This is a genomic window from Streptomyces sp. NPDC050439, from assembly GCF_040655335.1.
Lineage (GTDB): Bacteria > Actinomycetota > Actinomycetes > Streptomycetales > Streptomycetaceae > Streptomyces.
Window position 1 is genome coordinate 1061965 of the sequence record NZ_JBFAJT010000002.1, and the last position, 16057, is coordinate 1078021.

Genomic DNA, 16057 nt, shown 5'->3' on the forward strand with positions numbered 1-16057 from the left:
CTCAGTTGGTCGCCGGGAACTTCCAGATGAACGTCTGGCCGCCCTGCTCGGACCAGTGGACCTCCAGGTCCTTCGCGCCCTTGGGGACCAGATAGGTCTCGCACAGGACGTGGGTCTCGCCCCGCTTCCAGCCCTTGATGGTCGAGGGGGCCTCACAGCCCGGCGCGTGGTCGGCGGCGCCGACGATCAGGGTGCCGCGCTTGCCGTCCGCCCAGATCGTGGTGGGATGGCTGGCGCGCGGGCGCTGCGTGAGGGTCGGGCCGGACCGGTGCGTGTACTTCACGTACGCGACGGCCGGGATCAGGCCCTTGGCCAGCTTGGGCTCCGAGACCATCTTCGCGGTCTCGGCCTCCGTGCCCAGTTCGACCTTCTGCGCGGTGAGGTCGTAGGTCACGAAGACGTTGCCCTCCTTCGCCTCGCCGGTGGCGCTCTCACCGGCGGCGCGCGGGACCCGCTTCCTCTCCGATGCGTCCTTCTTGCCGTCGTCACCGCCGCAGGCGGTCAGCGCGAGGGCGAGCACGGCCACCGTCGCGACAACGCGCGAAGTGGTCTTTCTGTACAGCAAGGTGTCTCCCGGCAGAACTGGGGCAGCCGCGCGGCACAAAGTGGCCCCATGGAGCGGCAGGTTGAGCCGTCAGCATAAGAGTCGGCCGGGCGGGGGGCCGCGACCGCCCCGGGCCACGGCCACGGATGGCGGCGCGCGGCGGTAGCCTCGCGATCATGTTCGTTCTCGAGTTGACCTACACCGCGCCCGTGTCCGCCGTCGACAAGGAGCTTGAGGCGCACGTCGCCTGGCTCGACCAGCTGTACGAGCAGGGCGTCTTCATCGCCTCCGGGCGCAAGAACCCGCGCGACGGCGGCGTGATCCTGGCCGTGGCCGACGACCGCGCCGCCATCGAGGAGATCGCGGCGGGCGACCCCTTCGTGCTCGCGGAGGTCTGCGAGTACCGGATCACCGAGTTCATCGCCACGAAGACGGCCCCGGCACTCGCCCCCTACCGGCAGCAGTTGCCCTAGGGCCCTAGCCCTGTCGTTCCGAAGGATTCCGCTGCCGCTCCCAGCGCGCGATCCGGCCCTTTTCGCCGGACGCCCAGCAGGCCCGGTCACGCGTGCAGTTGACGGTGTCGTACGACCCGGGGTCGACCGTCCGCCAGCTGCGCCCGCCGTCCGACGTGACGTCCGTGCCGGTCGGCCCGACCGCGAGCGCGCCCCTGCGGCTTCCGGGCAGCCAGGCCACCCCGGAGCGGTAGGCGGGCGGGGGCTCGGCGGCCGTGGTCCAGGTGCGGCCGCCGTCGCGGGTGGTGGCCGCGGCCTTGGGCGAGGGCTTGCCCGCGTTGTAGTCGCCGCCGACCGCGATGCCGTGCGTACGGTCGCGGAAGGCGAGGCCGAAGACACCGCGGGCCGGGTCGCCCGCCGGGATCGGCGCGTCCGTGGCCGTCCAGGTGCGGCCCCGGTCGGCGGAGTGCAGGACACGCGCGCGTGCCGCTCCCCCGGTGGCGAGCCACACGTCGCGGGAACCGGAGCTCACCAGGCACTGGCCGCTCGCCGCGAAGCCCGCCTCGCCCTCCTGGGCGGCGGGCATGCCGTCGCTGGGCAGGACCTTCCAGGAGCGGCCGCCGTCGGCGGTGGACAGGATGCGGTACTTGCCGTCCACCGGATCGCTCATCGCCAGGCCGTGCCGCTGGTCGAAGAACGTCATGCAGTCGTAGAAGGCCTTGGGGTCGGTGTTGCGGAAGGATTCCGTCCAGGTCGCTCCACCGTCCGCCGTGCGAAAGACGCGGGACGCCTCGCCCTCGCCGATGGCCAGGACCACCGCGCGGCGGCCGTCGAAGGCCTCGACGTCCCGGAACTCCAGCCCCTCGGCCCCTGGCGGAGAGACGTTGTGCCAGTTCTCGCCGCCGTCCGACGTGCGCAGCACGGTGCCCTTGGCGCCGGCCACCCAGGCGGTGTGCCTGCTGACGGCGGCCAGACCACGGAAGCGCGCGTCGGAGCCGCTGTCCTTGAGATCCCAGCCGCCGCCGCGCTGCGACTGGCTCCCGGCGGCTGCCTGGGCTGGTCCTGGCGCGGCCAGCGCCGTCGCGGCGAGCGCCGCCCCGCACAGTCCCACCGACACCGCACGGCCCGTGGACCGCGCCCATCTCGTCTTCCCCAGAGACTTCATGGCGGGCGAAGTTACCACCGGAACGCAGGATTCCTTCCGGGGATTTCGTGAAGAGAGTGAAGAGCACGCGGTGACCGAGGTCACTCCGTGTTCGCGTGCACGGATTCCGTCATTCCGACGTCTATCAAAGTGCCGACCCGAGTCGTCCAGCTGTAGTTGAGGGAGCAGGCGTTGTCCACCAGCATCGAACAAGCCGTAGAGGCCCGCCTCGTCGCCGCCGCACCGCGGATGTCGACCATTCCCGCGACACTGCACTACGACCGGAGCGATCCGTTCGCCGTCCGGATGAGCTTCCCCGCCCCGGCGACCCTGGAGGGCATCGAGGTCTACTGGACCTTCGCCCGTGAGCTGATCGCCCAGGGCCTGGAGCAGGCGGTGGGCGACGGCGACGTCCGCGTGCGGCCCTACGGCTTCGACCGCACGGTCGTCGAGTTCCACGCCCCCGAGGGCACGGCGATCGTCCACATCCGCACCGGCGAGCTGCGCGGCTTCCTGCAGCGCTCGCTCTCCCTGGTGCCCCTGGGCGACGAGCATCTGTACGTCGACCTGGACCGGGACCTCGCCGACCTGATGCGGGACGCCTGCTAGCACCCCGCCGCGGGCGGCCCCTCAGCCACCCCCGCTGCCGCCCGACCTGGCCGCCTCCGCGGCCGACACCGCCGACGCCAGGGCCTTGCGCAGCCCCCGCATCAGCTCCGGGAGCTCCGGGGCCGGGGCCCCGCCGCGATCGGTGAGTGCGTCGAGCCGGTCCTTGTACTGCCTGCGTTCCTTGCCCGGGATGATGCCGCGCAGCTTGCCCGTCGCCGCGCAGACCACCAGGGCCGCGTCGCCCGCCGGGACCTCGGACACCGGCACCGGGCCGCGCAGGACCGCGAGCGCCTCGGCGTGCAGGACCTCCACGTATCCGGCGCGCTCCAGCTCGTAACGCCGGGAGGGGAAGATCCCCAGGACCCGGGTGCGCTCCGTCCGCAGATAGCCCTCCGCCACCAGCTCGTCGCGCACCCTGTTCATCGTGTAGCCGGACTTGTGAGTGATCCAGCCGCGCCATTTGCGGGGCCGGGACTCCTCGATGAGTTCGAGGACGACGTCGAGCGCCTGGTCCCCGGTGCGGGCGCCGAACACCGGCGTGACGATGCCGTCCGCGTCCGAGACGAGTCCCCGCTGGGCGAGCTCCGCCAGCGCGCAGGCCCGTACCGCGTAGGCCAGGTCGGGGGCGCCGGCGATCCTGTTCCGGCCGGTGTCCCAGGCCAGCAGGAAGATCCGGGTCGGAAGTGAGAGCGAGCCATAGGGCATGAGGGCCTCCTCGAACGCGCTCCTGTCCGCGCTCCTTGTCCGCGCTCACGATAAGTCGTTGACAGCCGCCGGGCGGCACCCTACGGTGTATAGCGGTTCTGTTGTCGCCGATAGGAGTAGGACGTTGCTCGTCTGAGGTCTGGTGTCACCGCGTCACACGGCTCGGCCGTGTGCGTAGCGTGCGACCTCGGCGTACGAGCCGTCCCTGGGCGCAGGGCCCTTTTTTCTGCCCTCCTTGCCGCCTCCTGACGACGCTGCTCCCGTCCTTCTGTCGCACCTCGCGGTGTCCCGAAACGCGTTGCCCCTGACCGCGCTTCATCTCACGCAACCGCGAGGACCCCATGTCTACCCACCCCACCTCCATCACGTGCACGTCGCTCGACTTCACCTGGCCGGACGGCACCCACGTATTCGACGACTTCCAGGCGGCCTTCGGCCCCGGCAGGACCGGCCTCATCGGCGTCAACGGGTCAGGAAAGTCAACCTTGTTGAAGCTCGTCGCCGGTGATCTGACGCCGACCGACGGCACCGTCCGCGTCGCCGGTGACATCGGGTACCTGCCGCAGAACGTCACCCTGGACACCACCTTGCGCGTCGAGGAGGTGCTCGGCATCGCGTCGACGCGCGCGGCCCTGCACGCCATCGAGTCGGGTGACGTGGCCGAGGAGCACTTCACCGCGGTCGGTGACGACTGGGACGTGGAGGAGCGGGCCGTCGCGGCCCTCGATCAGCTCGGCCTCGGCCACATCGGCCTGGCCCGCACCACCGGCGAGGTGTCCGGCGGCGAGTCCGTGCTGCTGCGCCTTGCCGCACTGCTCCTTCGCCGGCCCGACGTGCTCCTGCTCGACGAACCCACCAACAACCTTGACCTGTACGCCCGTCGGCGCCTCTACGCGGCCGTCGAGGCATGGTCCGGGGTCCTTGTCGTGGTCAGCCACGACCGTGAACTCCTCGATCTGGTCGACCAGATCGCCGATCTGCGGGACGGAGAACTCAAGTGGTACGGAGGTAACTTCTCGGCGTACGAGGAAGCGCTGGCCGCCGAGCAGGAGGCGGCGGAGCGCATGGTGCGCGTCGCCGAGTCCGACCTGAAGAAGCAGAAGCGCGAACTGGCCGACGCGCACGTCAAGTTGGCCCGCCGCAAGCGGTACGGCCAGAAGATGTGGGACACCAAGCGCGAGCCCAAGGTCGTCATGGGCGAGCGCAAGCGCCAGGCACAGGTGTCCGCGGGCAAGCACCGCATCATGCACGAGGAGAAGCTCACCGAGGCCAAGGAGCGTCTGGACGAGGCCGTCGACGCGGTGCGCGACGACGACGAGATCCGCGTCGACCTGCCGTTCACCGCGGTCCCGCCGGGCCGCACGGTGCTCACGCTGCGCGAGCTGACCCTGCGTTACGGGGCGCGCGTGCAGGGCGAGTTCGAGCTGCGCGGCCCCGAGCGGATCGCGCTGGTCGGCCGCAACGGCGCGGGCAAGACCACGCTCCTGCGGACCATCGCCGGAGAGCTGGCAGCCGTGGAGGGAGAGGCGCTCGCGCATGTCCCGCTGCGTTTCCTGCCCCAGCGCCTCGACGTCCTCGACGAGGAGCTGACCGTCGCCGAGAACGTGGCACGCTACGCACCCGGGGCCACCAACAACAGGATCAGGGCCCGCCTGGCCCGCTTCCTGTTCAAGGGGGCGCGGGCCGATCAGCAGGCCGCGACCCTGTCGGGCGGCGAGCGGTTCCGTGCGGCGCTGGCCGCACTGCTGCTCGCGGAACCGGCGCCGCAGCTCCTGATGCTGGACGAGCCGACGAACAACCTCGACATGGCGAGCGTGAAACAGCTGGCCACGGCCCTGGAGTCGTACGAGGGGGCGCTGATCGTGGCCAGTCACGACGTGCCGTTCCTGGAGTCGATCGGCATCAGGCGCTGGCTGCTGCTCGACGGAGAAATGAAGGAAATCACGACAGAAGCTGTCGGGTATCCCGGCTAGCTTCGCGTGTATGCACCAGTTCATCACCATCACAGGAGCCCGTGAGAACAACCTCAAGGAGGTGAACCTGCGCATCCCGAAGGACCGGCTCACGGTGTTCACCGGCGTATCGGGGTCGGGGAAGTCGTCGGTCGTGTTCGACACGATCGCGGTCGAGTCGCAGCGCCAGCTGAACGAGACGTTCACGTGGTTCGTCCGCAACCGGCTGCCGAAGTACGAGCGGCCGCACGCGGAGACCATCGAGGAGCTCTCGCCCGCGATCGTCGTCGACCAGCGGCCGATCGGCGGCCACTCGCGCTCCACCGTGGGCACGATGACGGACATCTACTCGGTGATGCGCGTGCTGTTCTCGCGGCACGGCACACCGAGTGCCGGTCCGGCCACCGCGTACTCGTTCAACGACCCGTCGGGCATGTGCCCCCGGTGTCACGGCCTGGGCAAGACCGTACGGCCCGACTACGACCGCATCCTGGACCCGGCCAAGTCCCTGGCGGACGGCGCGATCCTCTTCCCGCCGTTCGCCGCCGGGACCTGGCAGGGCCAGACGTACACCAACACCCCCGACCTGGACACGCACAAGCCGGTGGGACGGTTCAGCGCGCGGGAGCGGGAGTTCCTGATGCGCGGCGGCGAGCAGGGCGGCAAGGTCAACGTCGACAACACCGGTGGCGCGCGGGACATCGACTACGAAGGGCTCGCGGACCGCTTCGAGCGGCTCTACCTCAATCGCGATTTGTCGACGCTCTCGCAGAAGACCCGCGACCTCGTGCAGCGCTTCCTCGTCGAGGGCGAGTGCGACGTCTGCGAGGGGGCGCGGCTCAACGCGGCGGCGCTCGCCACCCGTATCGACGGCATGAGCATCGCCGACTGCTCGCGCATGGAGGTCACCGACCTCATCCCCGCGCTCGCACGCATCGACGACCCGGTGGCGGGGCCCGTCGCGTCGGCGGCCGTGGCGGCGCTGGAACGGATCGAGGCGATCGGCCTCGGCTACCTCAGCCTCGGCCGCGAGACGTCCACGCTCTCCGGCGGCGAGGGGCAGCGCCTGAAGACGGTGCGGCACCTCGGCTCCAGCCTGACCGGCATGACGTACATCTTCGACGAGCCGAGCGTCGGCCTGCACCCGCGTGACGTGGGGCGGCTCAACGATCTGCTGCTGCGCCTGCGCGACAAGGGGAACACCGTCCTGGTCGTCGAGCACGACCCGGACGTGATCGCCGTCGCCGACCACGTCGTCGACATGGGGCCCGCGGCGGGCACGGGCGGCGGTCTGGTCGTCTTCGAGGGGACACCCGCCGAACTGCGCCACGCGGACACGCTCACGGGCCGGCACCTGCGGCGCTCGACGGGCGTCAAGGAGAGCCCGCGCGAGGCCATCGGCGGGCGGTGGGTCAAGGGCGCCGATCTGCACAACCTCAAGGACGTCAGCGTGTGCGTGCCGACGGGGGTGCTCACGGCGGTGACGGGCGTCGCGGGATCGGGCAAGAGCACGCTGGTGTCGCGGGCGTTCGTCGCCGAGCACCCGGACGCCGTGGTCGTCGACCAGTCGGGCATCGGCATCTCGGGCCGCTCGACCCCGGCGACGTACCTCGGGATCATGGACTCGCTGCGCAAGCTGTTCGCGCGCGAGACCGGCCGGGATGCGGGTCTTTTCAGCTTCAACTCGGCGGGTGCGTGCGGGAGTTGCCAGGGCCGTGGGGTCATCTACAGCGACCTTGCCTTCATGGATCCGGTGACGACGACCTGCGAGGCGTGCGAGGGGCGCCGCTTCAAGGAGGACGTGCTGCGGCTGACCGTCGACGGCAGCTCCATCGCCGACGTCCTGGACATGACGGCCGAGCGCGCCCTCGACTTCCTCGCCGCCGTCGACGACACGGCCGTGCGGCGCAGGCTGCGGGCCCTGCACGACGTCGGGCTCACCTACCTGACGCTCGGGCAGCCGCTGAGCACCCTGTCGGGCGGTGAGCGCCAGCGCATCAAGCTCGCCACGCAGCTGCACCGCACCGGCACGACGTACGTCCTGGACGAGCCGACGACCGGCCTGCACATGGCGGACGTGGACGGCCTGCTCGCCCTCCTGGACCGGCTCGTGGACGCGGGGAACACCGTGGTCGTCGTCGAGCACAACCTGGAGGTCGTCAAGCACGCGGACTGGGTGATCGACCTCGGCCCCGACGGCGGCAAGCACGGCGGCCGGATCGTCTTCGAGGGAACGCCGGGGCAGCTCGTCGAGGCGCCCGGCTCGTTCACCGCCGATCATCTGCGTCGAGACCTGGGCCTGGACCCCTCGCACGCTGCATGATGTGCGGCAAGCCCCCGGCCCGGCTCCCGCCGGGTGGGGGCACCCCCGCCGCTCCACCCCTACGGAGAACACCCCGTGCCCAGCAGGAAAGCGCTGATCCGCCGGCCAGGACCGCGTCTCGCCGAAGGCCTGGTCACCCACGTCGAGCGGACCCCCGTCGACGCGGACCTCGCCCTCGAACAGTGGGAGGCGTACGCCGACGCGCTGCGGGCGCACGGCTGGGAGACGGTCGAGGTGGAACCGGCCGACGACTGCCCGGACGCGGTCTTCGTCGAGGACACGGTCGTCGTCTTCCGCAACGTGGCACTGATCGCCCGCCCCGGCGCCGAGTCCCGGCGGCCGGAGACGGCCGCCGTGGAGGAGGCCGTGGCCCGGCTCGGCGCCTCCGTGAACTGGGTGTGGGAGCCGGGCACGCTGGACGGCGGCGACATCCTCAAGGTCGACGACACGATCTACGTGGGCCGGGGCGGGCGCACGAACGCGGCCGGCGTACGGCAGCTTCGGGCGGTCTTCGAGCCGCTGGGGGCGCGGGTCGTGGCCGTACCCGTCAGCAAGGTCCTGCATCTGAAATCGGCGGTGACGGCGCTGCCGGACGGCACGGTCATCGGCCACCCGCCCCTCGTGGACTCCCCCGCGCTCTTCCCGCGCTTCCTGCCCGTGCCCGAGGAATCCGGGGCTCACGTGGTGCTTCTCGGTGGCGCGAAACTGCTCCTTGCGGCGAGTGCGCCCAAGAGCGCGGAACTGCTCGCGGACCTCGGCTTCGAACCCGTCGTGGTGGATATCAGCGAGTTCGAGAAGCTTGAGGGCTGTGTGACATGCCTCTCAGTCCGGCTGCGGGAGCTGTACGCCTGACCAGTCCTGGGGCGGATGGGACGAGAGAGGCTTCTGGGCCCCTCTGTCTCGGCCACTTTACGGAGGGCTTAACCTACGGCAACGTAACCTACGAGACCGTAGGTAGGTACCACCGCTCGTGCTACCGCGTAACCCCTACGCACGTAAACCGTAAGAACTCCCGTCCCCCCTGGAGCCCCCGTGACGATCACCTCTCCCCACCTCGGCAGCACGGACGACTGGACCGACGCCCGGTTGCTGTTCGCTCTGGAAGAAGTGGTCGAGAAGGAGCTCAACCGCCACCTGAAGGTGGCGAAGGACTGGATGCCGCACGAGTACGTCCCCTTCTCGGACGCACGGAACTTCCCCGGCTACTTCGAGGACGGCGAAGCCTGGGAGCCCGAGCAGTCCAAGGTGACCGACATCGGCAAGGTCGCCCTCGTCGTCAACCTGCTGACCGAGGACAACCTCCCCAGCTACCACCACGAGATCGCCTCCCTCTTCGGCCGCGACGGCGCCTGGGGCACCTGGGTGCACCGCTGGACCGCCGAGGAGGGCCGCCACGGCATCGTGATGCGCGACTACCTCCTGGCCTCGCGCGCCGTCGACCCGGACAAGCTCGAGCAGTTCCGCATGGCCCACATGGCCGAGGGCTTCGAGTCCGACAACCGGCACTCGATGCTGCACTCCGTCGCGTACGTGGCCTTCCAGGAGCTCGCGACCCGCGTCTCGCACCGCAACACCGGCCACCAGTCGGGCGACCCGGTCTGCGACCGCATGCTGGCGCGCATCGCCACCGACGAGAACCTGCACATGGTCTTCTACCGCAACCTCCTGGGCGCGGCCTTCGAGCTCGCCCCGGACCTGACCATGCAGTCCGTGCGCGACGTCGTCGTCAACTTCCGGATGCCCGGTCACGGCATGCCCGGCTTCGAGCGAGCCGCCGCGCAGATGGCGATCGGCGAGATCTACAACATGCGCATCCACCACGACGACGTGATCCAGCCCGTCCTTCGCTACCTGAAGGTCATGGACATCGACGGGCTCGGCCCCGAGGGTCTCAAGGCGCAGGAAGAGCTCGGCCTGTACATGAACGGCCTGGACACCGAGGCCGCCAAGTTCGACGAGAAGCTCGCCACCCGCAAGGCTCGGATGGCGGCTCGCGGCAAGTAGGGCACCCCACCCCTGCGGGGTGCCGGCTGCACCGTCACTCCCCCGTCGTGCACACCGTCAGCGCGGCGTCCCGGACGTCCGGGACGCCGTGGCCCCGCAGGGCCCCCAGCACATCCCGCCAGGCCGCGGGCCAGCCGGTCCGCTCCCCGAGGGACTCCACCGCCGCCACGGCGAAGAGTCCGGACGCGAGGCTGCCGTCCTCGGCAAGGCGGCGGGCCACGGACAGCAGCGATGCCGTCTCCCCCTCCACGTCGGACAGGCGCGCGCCCAGCGTCGACGCCGTTCGCACGGCCAGCGCGGGCCGCTCCTCGTGCAGCCGGGCCAGGCGCGACAGCGCGGCCGCCACGTCCGCGGGCTCGTCGTCCAGCGCCGCGGCGCCGGCCAGCACCTCGGCGGCCTGCGGCACGAAACCCCCGTACCCGGCCAGAAGCTCGGCCGCCCGCAGGGCAGCGGTCCGGTACACCTCGCCCTCGTCGGCCAGTGTCCGGGCCACATATTCGATCCGCCGCCGCGCGGGCAGATCCCGGCCCGGCGCATCGGGCACTTCGGAACCCGCCAGCGAGGCGAGGGCGCCGCACAGCGCCTCGCCGCCTCCGGGCGCGGTGGCCGCCGCCGTCACGAGGCCCCGCGCGGCCACCTGCCAGGTGGTCCGCCGGTCGAGGTCCGCGGCCGCGTGCGCGAGGACCGATGCCGCGTCCGGCGACCACGGGGCCCACCGTGCCAGGGCGGCGAGCGCCTGGCCCGCCGCCTCGTCGTCCTCGGCCCCGACCGCCTCGCGCACCAGGCGGGCGTACCGCTCCCGATGCTCCCGCGCCAGGTCGAGGGGCCTGACCCGGAGCACCGCCGTGCGCAGCACCGCATCGCCCCCGGCCGCGTCCCTCAGCAGCGCCCACACCCGCTCCTCGCCGAGCAGCCCGCCCGCGAAGGCGACACACGCCGCGCGTACGTCGCGGTGGGCGTCCGGCGTCTCATAGGCGTCGCCGAGCAGCGCCGCCGCCTGGGGCGCGGGCAGCCGTACGGCGGCCAGACGCGCGGCCTCCTTGCGGCTCGTGACCTTCTTGCCGGGCCCGCACAGGACGTCGCGCAGCAGCGGCGCGAGCCGGGAGGGCGGTACATGCCGTGACGCCCGCGTCGCCGCGTACACCGCGACCCGCGCCCGCTCGCCACCCGCGTGCGCGAGCAGGTCGGGCAGTGCGTCCCCGGGCCGCGAGGTATGGGCGAGGGCGCCGATGGCCGCCTCGGCGAGCACGGTGTCGGACGATCCGGTCCAGCGGCGTACGAGTTCCTGCCCCGCGCCGGGAATGCACGCACCGCGTGCGATCGCCTCGGCCCGGTCCCACTTCGGAAGCCCCGCGTCACCGGCGAGCTGCTCCAACTGCCGCGACAGCGCGTCCTGTTGGCGTGGCAGCCACCGGCTTATCTGGCGGGCGTCGGCCGGCAGGGTCCAGGCCGCGCCCTTGGTCAGGAAGCGTCCGTAGGGCGGCGTCGCGGAGAGGAGGGGGTCGAGCAGGTCCGTGCGGCGGGAGCACAGCACGGTGTGGACCGGCGTGAGCACTGCGGTCGACTGTTCGTGCGCCAGGACGCGGGCGACGCGTTCATCACGGGTCGCGGGTGGCTGCAACCACAGGTCGACCGCTCGCGACACCGTCGCGTTGCTGCCGAACCGGATGGCCTGCCAGAGGAGTTCCTGCAACTCCCGCATTCCCGCGGCACGCCGGCCGACCGCGCGGGCCAGCGCGAAGACCAGGCTGTAGTCGGCCTTCTCCGCGCCCGCCTCGATCCAGGGACGCAGCGCCTCGAACACGTCGTGCTCCTGGCCGCGGCGCAGCGTGTGGTCCAGGCGCCCGAGGTCGGCGCCGCCGGTGTTGCCGGATATGCGGACGAGCGTGCGCAGCGCCCAGTTCACCAACTCCCGCTGCCCGCCCGCCGCGTGCTCCCGCAGGACGGCGACGGCCAGGCGGCTGAGGCTGCCGCGGGTGAGGTGCGAGGAGTCGCGCGCCGCGACGGCGTCGGCGGAGATCCGGTCGAGGAACGGTTCCGCGTCGGCCCCGAAGAGGGCGGGGCGGGTCCGGGCGAGCGCGGTCAGGGCGGCGGACCGCACGGGGTCCTGCTCGTTGGCGAGCCGGGTCATCTCTTCGAGTACGGCGGTGACCTGGGCCTGTTCGCCGGAGCGGGCGGCATTGCGGACGAGCAGCGGCCAGGCCTGCGCGCGGTCGTCGGCCGCGGGCCGCCGGGTCGCCGCGACGAGCCGGTCGCGCACCTCGGCGCAGGGCAGGAAGGACTCGGCGAGCAGGACGGCACTCCAGTGGCCGCCGCTCTCCCTGACCCGTTCGGCCGTCCGTCGCGCCTCGTCGGCGACGGCGCTGCGGGGCAGCGCGCCGAGGATGACCCCGTCGACGGTGACGTGTCCCGCGCCGCGTCCCTCGACGGCGAGCGCGTGGACGGCGACCCGTTCGGCGGGCGGGTGGGCGAGCATCAGCCGGGCGAGTTCGGCGGAGTCGTCGGCGACGGTGCGGGCGTAGGCGCGCAGTTCGGGCAGACCGACGCGGGCGAGTTTGCGCAGCACAGGAGCCGTGAGCCGGCCGCTGTGGCGCAGCGCCCACCCCCAGGGCCCGGAGAGGATCGCCAGGACACGAGTCGGCGCGGCATCGGCCAGCACACCGAGATGCGAGCGCAGACGCGGCGGAAACACGCTGGGCGCGAACCGTTCGAGGAGGTCGAGCACCCGGGTCGGTTCCGCCTCCGTGACGGCCGCGACCCCCGCCGCGTACCGCTGCCACCACGCGTCCCGCAGCGCGACGGGCAGCGCGTCGAGTTCACGTCCGGCGACGTCGAGCAGGGCTCCCGCGTGGCGTCGCGCCAGCGGGCGCCAGCCCCGTACGGCGTGGAAGAGGCCGGGCAGCAGCCGCTCGACCACGGGACCCGAGCAGCCGGGGAGCAGCCTGGCCGCCTCGGCGTCGCCCCACCGCCTGCGCAGCGGGTCGATGAGGCGATCGGCGAGCGCGGTGCGGCGTCCGGCGACGATCGCCCGCAGCAGCTGCCGCCGCACCACCTCGGGAGCGTCGTCGAGCGCGGCCTCGAAGGCGGCGTCCGGCACTCCGTGGCTCCGCGCGACCCGCAGCGCGTGCCCGCGCACGAAGGGGTCGGGGTCGGCGATCCGCGCCGCAATCCACTCGGCGTCCCCACCGGCACTGGCCAGCAGGACGGCCACCCCGCGCTCGTACGGGCCGCCGCGCTCGAGCTCCTCGATGACGGACCGCAGCGCCCCGCGCCCCGCGAGGTCCCGGGCACTCTCGGCGATCTCCCGCACCCGCCGCGGATGGGGCAGCGGGTCGAGGTCGGAGAGCAGATAGTGGGCGGCGGTCTTCTCGTGCGGAGCCATGCACGGATTGTGCCCGGTGGGACCGGCTCGGGGGCAACCAATTGCCAAGGGGGCGGGGCGGCTGGAATCGAACCAGCGTGTTCCGGTTTTGGAGACCGGCGCGACAGCCCCTGCGCTACGCCCCGCCTTGCGGTGAATCGTATCCCCAGGGCGGTCCGAGGGCCCGGGATTCGGGTTTGTGAGGAAGGTTCCGCCTCGCGAGCTCAACGGTGAACGCTGCGTACCGCCGCCACGTCCCGTGGGGTCGCCGGTGCCGGGATGTGGGCACTGCGGGCGGCGAGGCGGCGTTTGATGCTCGCCGCGATGCCCTGGCCGAGGACGAAGCGGGTGGGTGTGCGCGCGTGGGCGGCGGTGTCGAGGAGGCGGTGGGCCTCGCGACTGCGCAGGCCGGTGTGGGCGAGCACCAGATGCGACAGACGGTGTTCGACCGCGGCGAGGCTCTCCGCGATGGCTGCGGCCGCCGTGTCGTCGACGTGGTTGTCCGGCGCTCCGAGCGTCCTCGCGGCACGCACCCGGCCGAGGTCGAGCAGTCGTACCCCTGCGCTCACGGAGGCCGCGACGAGCCGGGCGGCGGCTCGCGGCCCGATGCCGTTGCTGGCGAGGGCCAGGCGGTCGAGCACGCCCGGCTCCGCGCGTTCCAGCGCCTCCGCGATCAACAGCGCTCCCTCGTCGCCCAACCCCGCTGCCGATACATACAGTTCACGCACTCCGCCCCGGGCGATCAGCTCGGCCAGCGGGGCCGCGCCCGACGGTCCGAGCGGGTTGCCGCCCAGGAAGACCCGCTCGACGCCTCGTCCGGCACCGGCCGCCGCAAGCAGGGCGTCGGTGAGGGCCGCTGTTCCGGCCGCGTCCAGGCCGGTCTGGACGAGGTCGAGAGTGCGCAACGTACGTACGGAATCGATCAGTTCGGTCGCGGCGGCTCCCGCACCCGCACCCAGCGGATTGCGTTTGAGCCAGAGACCGGTCACGACCTGCGGCGAGGCACGCAGCTGGTCCGCGATGCGGCAGGCGCCGCCGGCGGTGATGCCGTTGCAGCCCAGGTAGAGCGTCTCGACTCCGGTGGGGCCCGCCTCGCCGGTCGCGGCCGCCGCCGCGAGGGCCGCTCCCTCGTCACCCAGGCCGTCCGTGCCGAGCAGCAAGTGCCGTACGCGTGGCTCCTGTTCGGCGTGCTCGGCTCGCAGCACCTCGGCGACCAGCGCGGCGCCCTGCGCTCCGATCGCCTGCTTGCACAAGTCGAGCCGCCCGTCCGGAAGCACCGTCCCGGCCGCGAAGTCGAGCCGCTCGTTCGGCGTCCTCCCGTCGCGCAACCAGGCGATGAGGGGGGCCAGTTCGGCGAGGGGGCGCGCTTCGACGCGCGGCACACCCGCGAACCGCGGCGCCCCAAGCTCGTTCACCACTGCGCCTCCCGGTAGTCCTTGAGGAAGACTCCCGAGACCGGCGCGCCCGCCTCGCCGCGCACGATCGGGTCGTAGACCCGGGCCGCGCCGTCCACCACGTCCAGGGGAGTGCGGAAGCCCGCGTCGGCGATGCGGTCCTTCTTCGGCGCGGGGTTCTCGTCGGTGATCCACCCGGTGTCGACGGCGCACATGTGCACGCCTTGTTCGGCGAGTTCGGCGGCGCTCGTACGCGTGAGCATGTTCAGGGCGGCCTTGGCCATGTTCGTGTGCGGATGCCCGGCCATCTTGTTGCGCACCGCGAAGCGGCCCTCGACCGCGGTGACGTTGACGATGTACCTGTGGGGGCGCGGCGAGGCGAGCAGCAGCGGCAGCAACCGATCGCAGAGCAGGGCCGGGGCCAGCGCGTTGACCAGCTGGGTCTCCAGGACCTCGGCGGGGTCGAGGTCACCGAGCCGGGCCGACCAGGAGTTCTCCGGCGAGGGATCACGCAACAGGCCCGCCTCGTCGGCCTCGTTCAAGACGAGAGCGAGCGCGCCCCGCGTCGCGGCGGAGCCCTCCAGCGCCGACGCCGCCATCGGGCGGAATCCGGGCGCGCCGCGAGCCCCGGCGGGCAGCCGCGCCGACTCCCCCGCCGTGAGCGCCGCGTACGACTCGGGCGGCCTGCGCACCGTCTGCGCCGCGTTGTTGACCAGGATGTCCAGCGGTTCGCCCGCCCGGCGCAAGTCCTCGCACAGGCCGAGGACTTGGCGCGGGTCACGCAGGTCGACGGCGAGCACCGTGAGCCGGTCGAGCCACTTCTCGCTGCCGGGCACGGCACGGAAGCGGCGCTGCGTGTCGTGCGGGAAGCGGCTGGTGACCAGGAGTTCCACGCCGTCGCGCAGCATCATCAGGGCCAGCTGGAAGCCGATCTTCACGCGGGCCCCGGTGAGCAGCGCCCGGCGCCCGCTCAGATCGGTGGCGAGCCCGCGCCGGGCTCGGTTGTCGGCGGCGCAGTCCGGGCAGAGCCGGTGGTAGAAGGAGTCGACCTGTCGATACGACGCCTTGCAGACGTAGCAGGGCCGGGGCCGCCGGAAGACTCCCGCGACGCTCACGGGCCCCGCGGCCTCGTCGGCGACCAGCGGCGCGTCCTCCCTGCGGTCGTCGGCCCCGGTGGCGGTGGCGGCCATGACGGCGGCGTCGGCGGCGGAGAGTTCGGCTCCGCGCGCCTTGCGCCTGCGCAGCCGTCCGTCGCGGGCGAAGGACGCGGCGACCTGCTCGGCGCGCAGCCGCGCGGGGTCGTCGACGGGCAGCGCGCGGAGCCTGCCGACCACGTCGTGGAAGACCGCGAGGTCGGCCTCACTGACCGTCCCACTGACCGCCTCGCCGATCACCCCGCCGGTCGCGCCGCTCTCACTCATGCCGTACCGCCCCGCCCGTCCCGTCCACTCGTGGTCCCGACCGGATTCGAACCGGCGTATCCGCCTTGGCAAAGCGGTGAGTCTGCCTCTGCTCTACAGGACCCCACACACCCGCGGACCAGGAGTCTTCGGTCCGCCCGCGCTCCCG

General features: G+C 72.3%; 12 protein-coding genes and 2 tRNA genes. 6 read left to right on the forward strand and 8 right to left on the reverse strand.

What is annotated here, in order from left to right:
- Nucleotide 1: 1 nt before the first annotated feature.
- Nucleotides 2-565, reverse strand: coding sequence for a hypothetical protein (locus AB0I66_RS11850; protein WP_363207601.1), 564 nt, complete (start codon nucleotides 563-565; stop codon nucleotides 2-4).
- Nucleotides 566-720: 155 nt separating this feature from the next.
- Here AB0I66_RS11850 and AB0I66_RS11855 point away from each other — a divergent pair, with 155 nt between their 5' ends.
- Nucleotides 721-1017: a YciI family protein gene (locus tag AB0I66_RS11855; RefSeq protein WP_363207602.1), complete on the forward strand. Its 297-nt coding sequence runs from the start codon at nucleotides 721-723 to the stop codon at nucleotides 1015-1017.
- 4 nt (nucleotides 1018-1021) lie between these two features.
- Here AB0I66_RS11855 and AB0I66_RS11860 read toward each other — a convergent pair whose 3' ends face one another.
- The gene (locus tag AB0I66_RS11860; RefSeq protein ID WP_363207603.1) at nucleotides 1022-2161 is read right to left on the reverse strand and encodes an oxidoreductase; all 1140 of its coding nucleotides are present in this window, start codon (nucleotides 2159-2161) and stop codon (nucleotides 1022-1024) included.
- 171 nt (nucleotides 2162-2332) lie between these two features.
- Between AB0I66_RS11860 and AB0I66_RS11865 the strand changes: the two genes are divergently transcribed.
- Complete coding sequence (locus AB0I66_RS11865) at nucleotides 2333-2749, forward strand: SsgA family sporulation/cell division regulator (protein WP_363207604.1); 417 nt, start codon at nucleotides 2333-2335, stop codon at nucleotides 2747-2749.
- A 21-nt stretch (nucleotides 2750-2770) separates the two neighbouring features.
- Here AB0I66_RS11865 and AB0I66_RS11870 read toward each other — a convergent pair whose 3' ends face one another.
- Entirely contained in the window at nucleotides 2771-3454 is a 684-nt protein-coding gene (locus tag AB0I66_RS11870; RefSeq protein ID WP_363207605.1) for a GPP34 family phosphoprotein, read from the reverse strand.
- A gap of 341 nt (nucleotides 3455-3795) precedes the next feature.
- Between AB0I66_RS11870 and AB0I66_RS11875 the strand changes: the two genes are divergently transcribed.
- From AB0I66_RS11875 to AB0I66_RS11890, 4 genes are all read left to right on the forward strand, one after another.
- A complete protein-coding gene (locus tag AB0I66_RS11875) occupies nucleotides 3796-5427 on the forward strand; it encodes an ATP-binding cassette domain-containing protein (RefSeq protein ID WP_363207606.1) in 1632 nt (543 codons plus the stop codon).
- 10 nt (nucleotides 5428-5437) lie between these two features.
- Nucleotides 5438-7729, forward strand: a complete 2292-nt coding sequence (locus AB0I66_RS11880) for an excinuclease ABC subunit UvrA (RefSeq protein ID WP_363207607.1) — start codon at nucleotides 5438-5440, stop codon at nucleotides 7727-7729.
- Between the two features lie 75 nt (nucleotides 7730-7804).
- A complete protein-coding gene (gene ddaH / locus AB0I66_RS11885; RefSeq protein WP_363207608.1) occupies nucleotides 7805-8581 on the forward strand; it encodes a dimethylargininase in 777 nt (258 codons plus the stop codon).
- Nucleotides 8582-8761: 180 nt separating this feature from the next.
- Nucleotides 8762-9733: an acyl-ACP desaturase gene (locus AB0I66_RS11890; protein ID WP_363207609.1), complete on the forward strand. Its 972-nt coding sequence runs from the start codon at nucleotides 8762-8764 to the stop codon at nucleotides 9731-9733.
- 34 nt (nucleotides 9734-9767) lie between these two features.
- Here the strand turns inward: AB0I66_RS11890 and AB0I66_RS11895 are convergent, their stop codons facing one another.
- The 5 genes from AB0I66_RS11895 to AB0I66_RS11915 form a co-directional block, all read right to left on the reverse strand.
- A complete protein-coding gene (locus AB0I66_RS11895) occupies nucleotides 9768-13115 on the reverse strand; it encodes a hypothetical protein (RefSeq protein WP_363207610.1) in 3348 nt (1115 codons plus the stop codon).
- Between the two features lie 52 nt (nucleotides 13116-13167).
- A tRNA-Trp gene (locus tag AB0I66_RS11900) sits at nucleotides 13168-13240 on the reverse strand.
- A 78-nt stretch (nucleotides 13241-13318) separates the two neighbouring features.
- Entirely contained in the window at nucleotides 13319-14509 is a 1191-nt protein-coding gene (locus AB0I66_RS11905) for a ribonuclease inhibitor (protein WP_363207611.1), read from the reverse strand.
- Nucleotides 14506-15909 (reverse strand): SDR family oxidoreductase, encoded by a 1404-nt coding sequence (locus AB0I66_RS11910; RefSeq protein ID WP_363207612.1) that lies wholly within the window; start codon nucleotides 15907-15909, stop codon nucleotides 14506-14508. Before AB0I66_RS11910 ends, AB0I66_RS11905 begins: the two co-directional genes overlap by 4 nt.
- Nucleotides 15910-15940: 31 nt before the next feature.
- Nucleotides 15941-16012: transfer RNA gene (locus AB0I66_RS11915), tRNA-Gly, on the reverse strand.
- Nucleotides 16013-16057 lie beyond the last annotated feature (45 nt).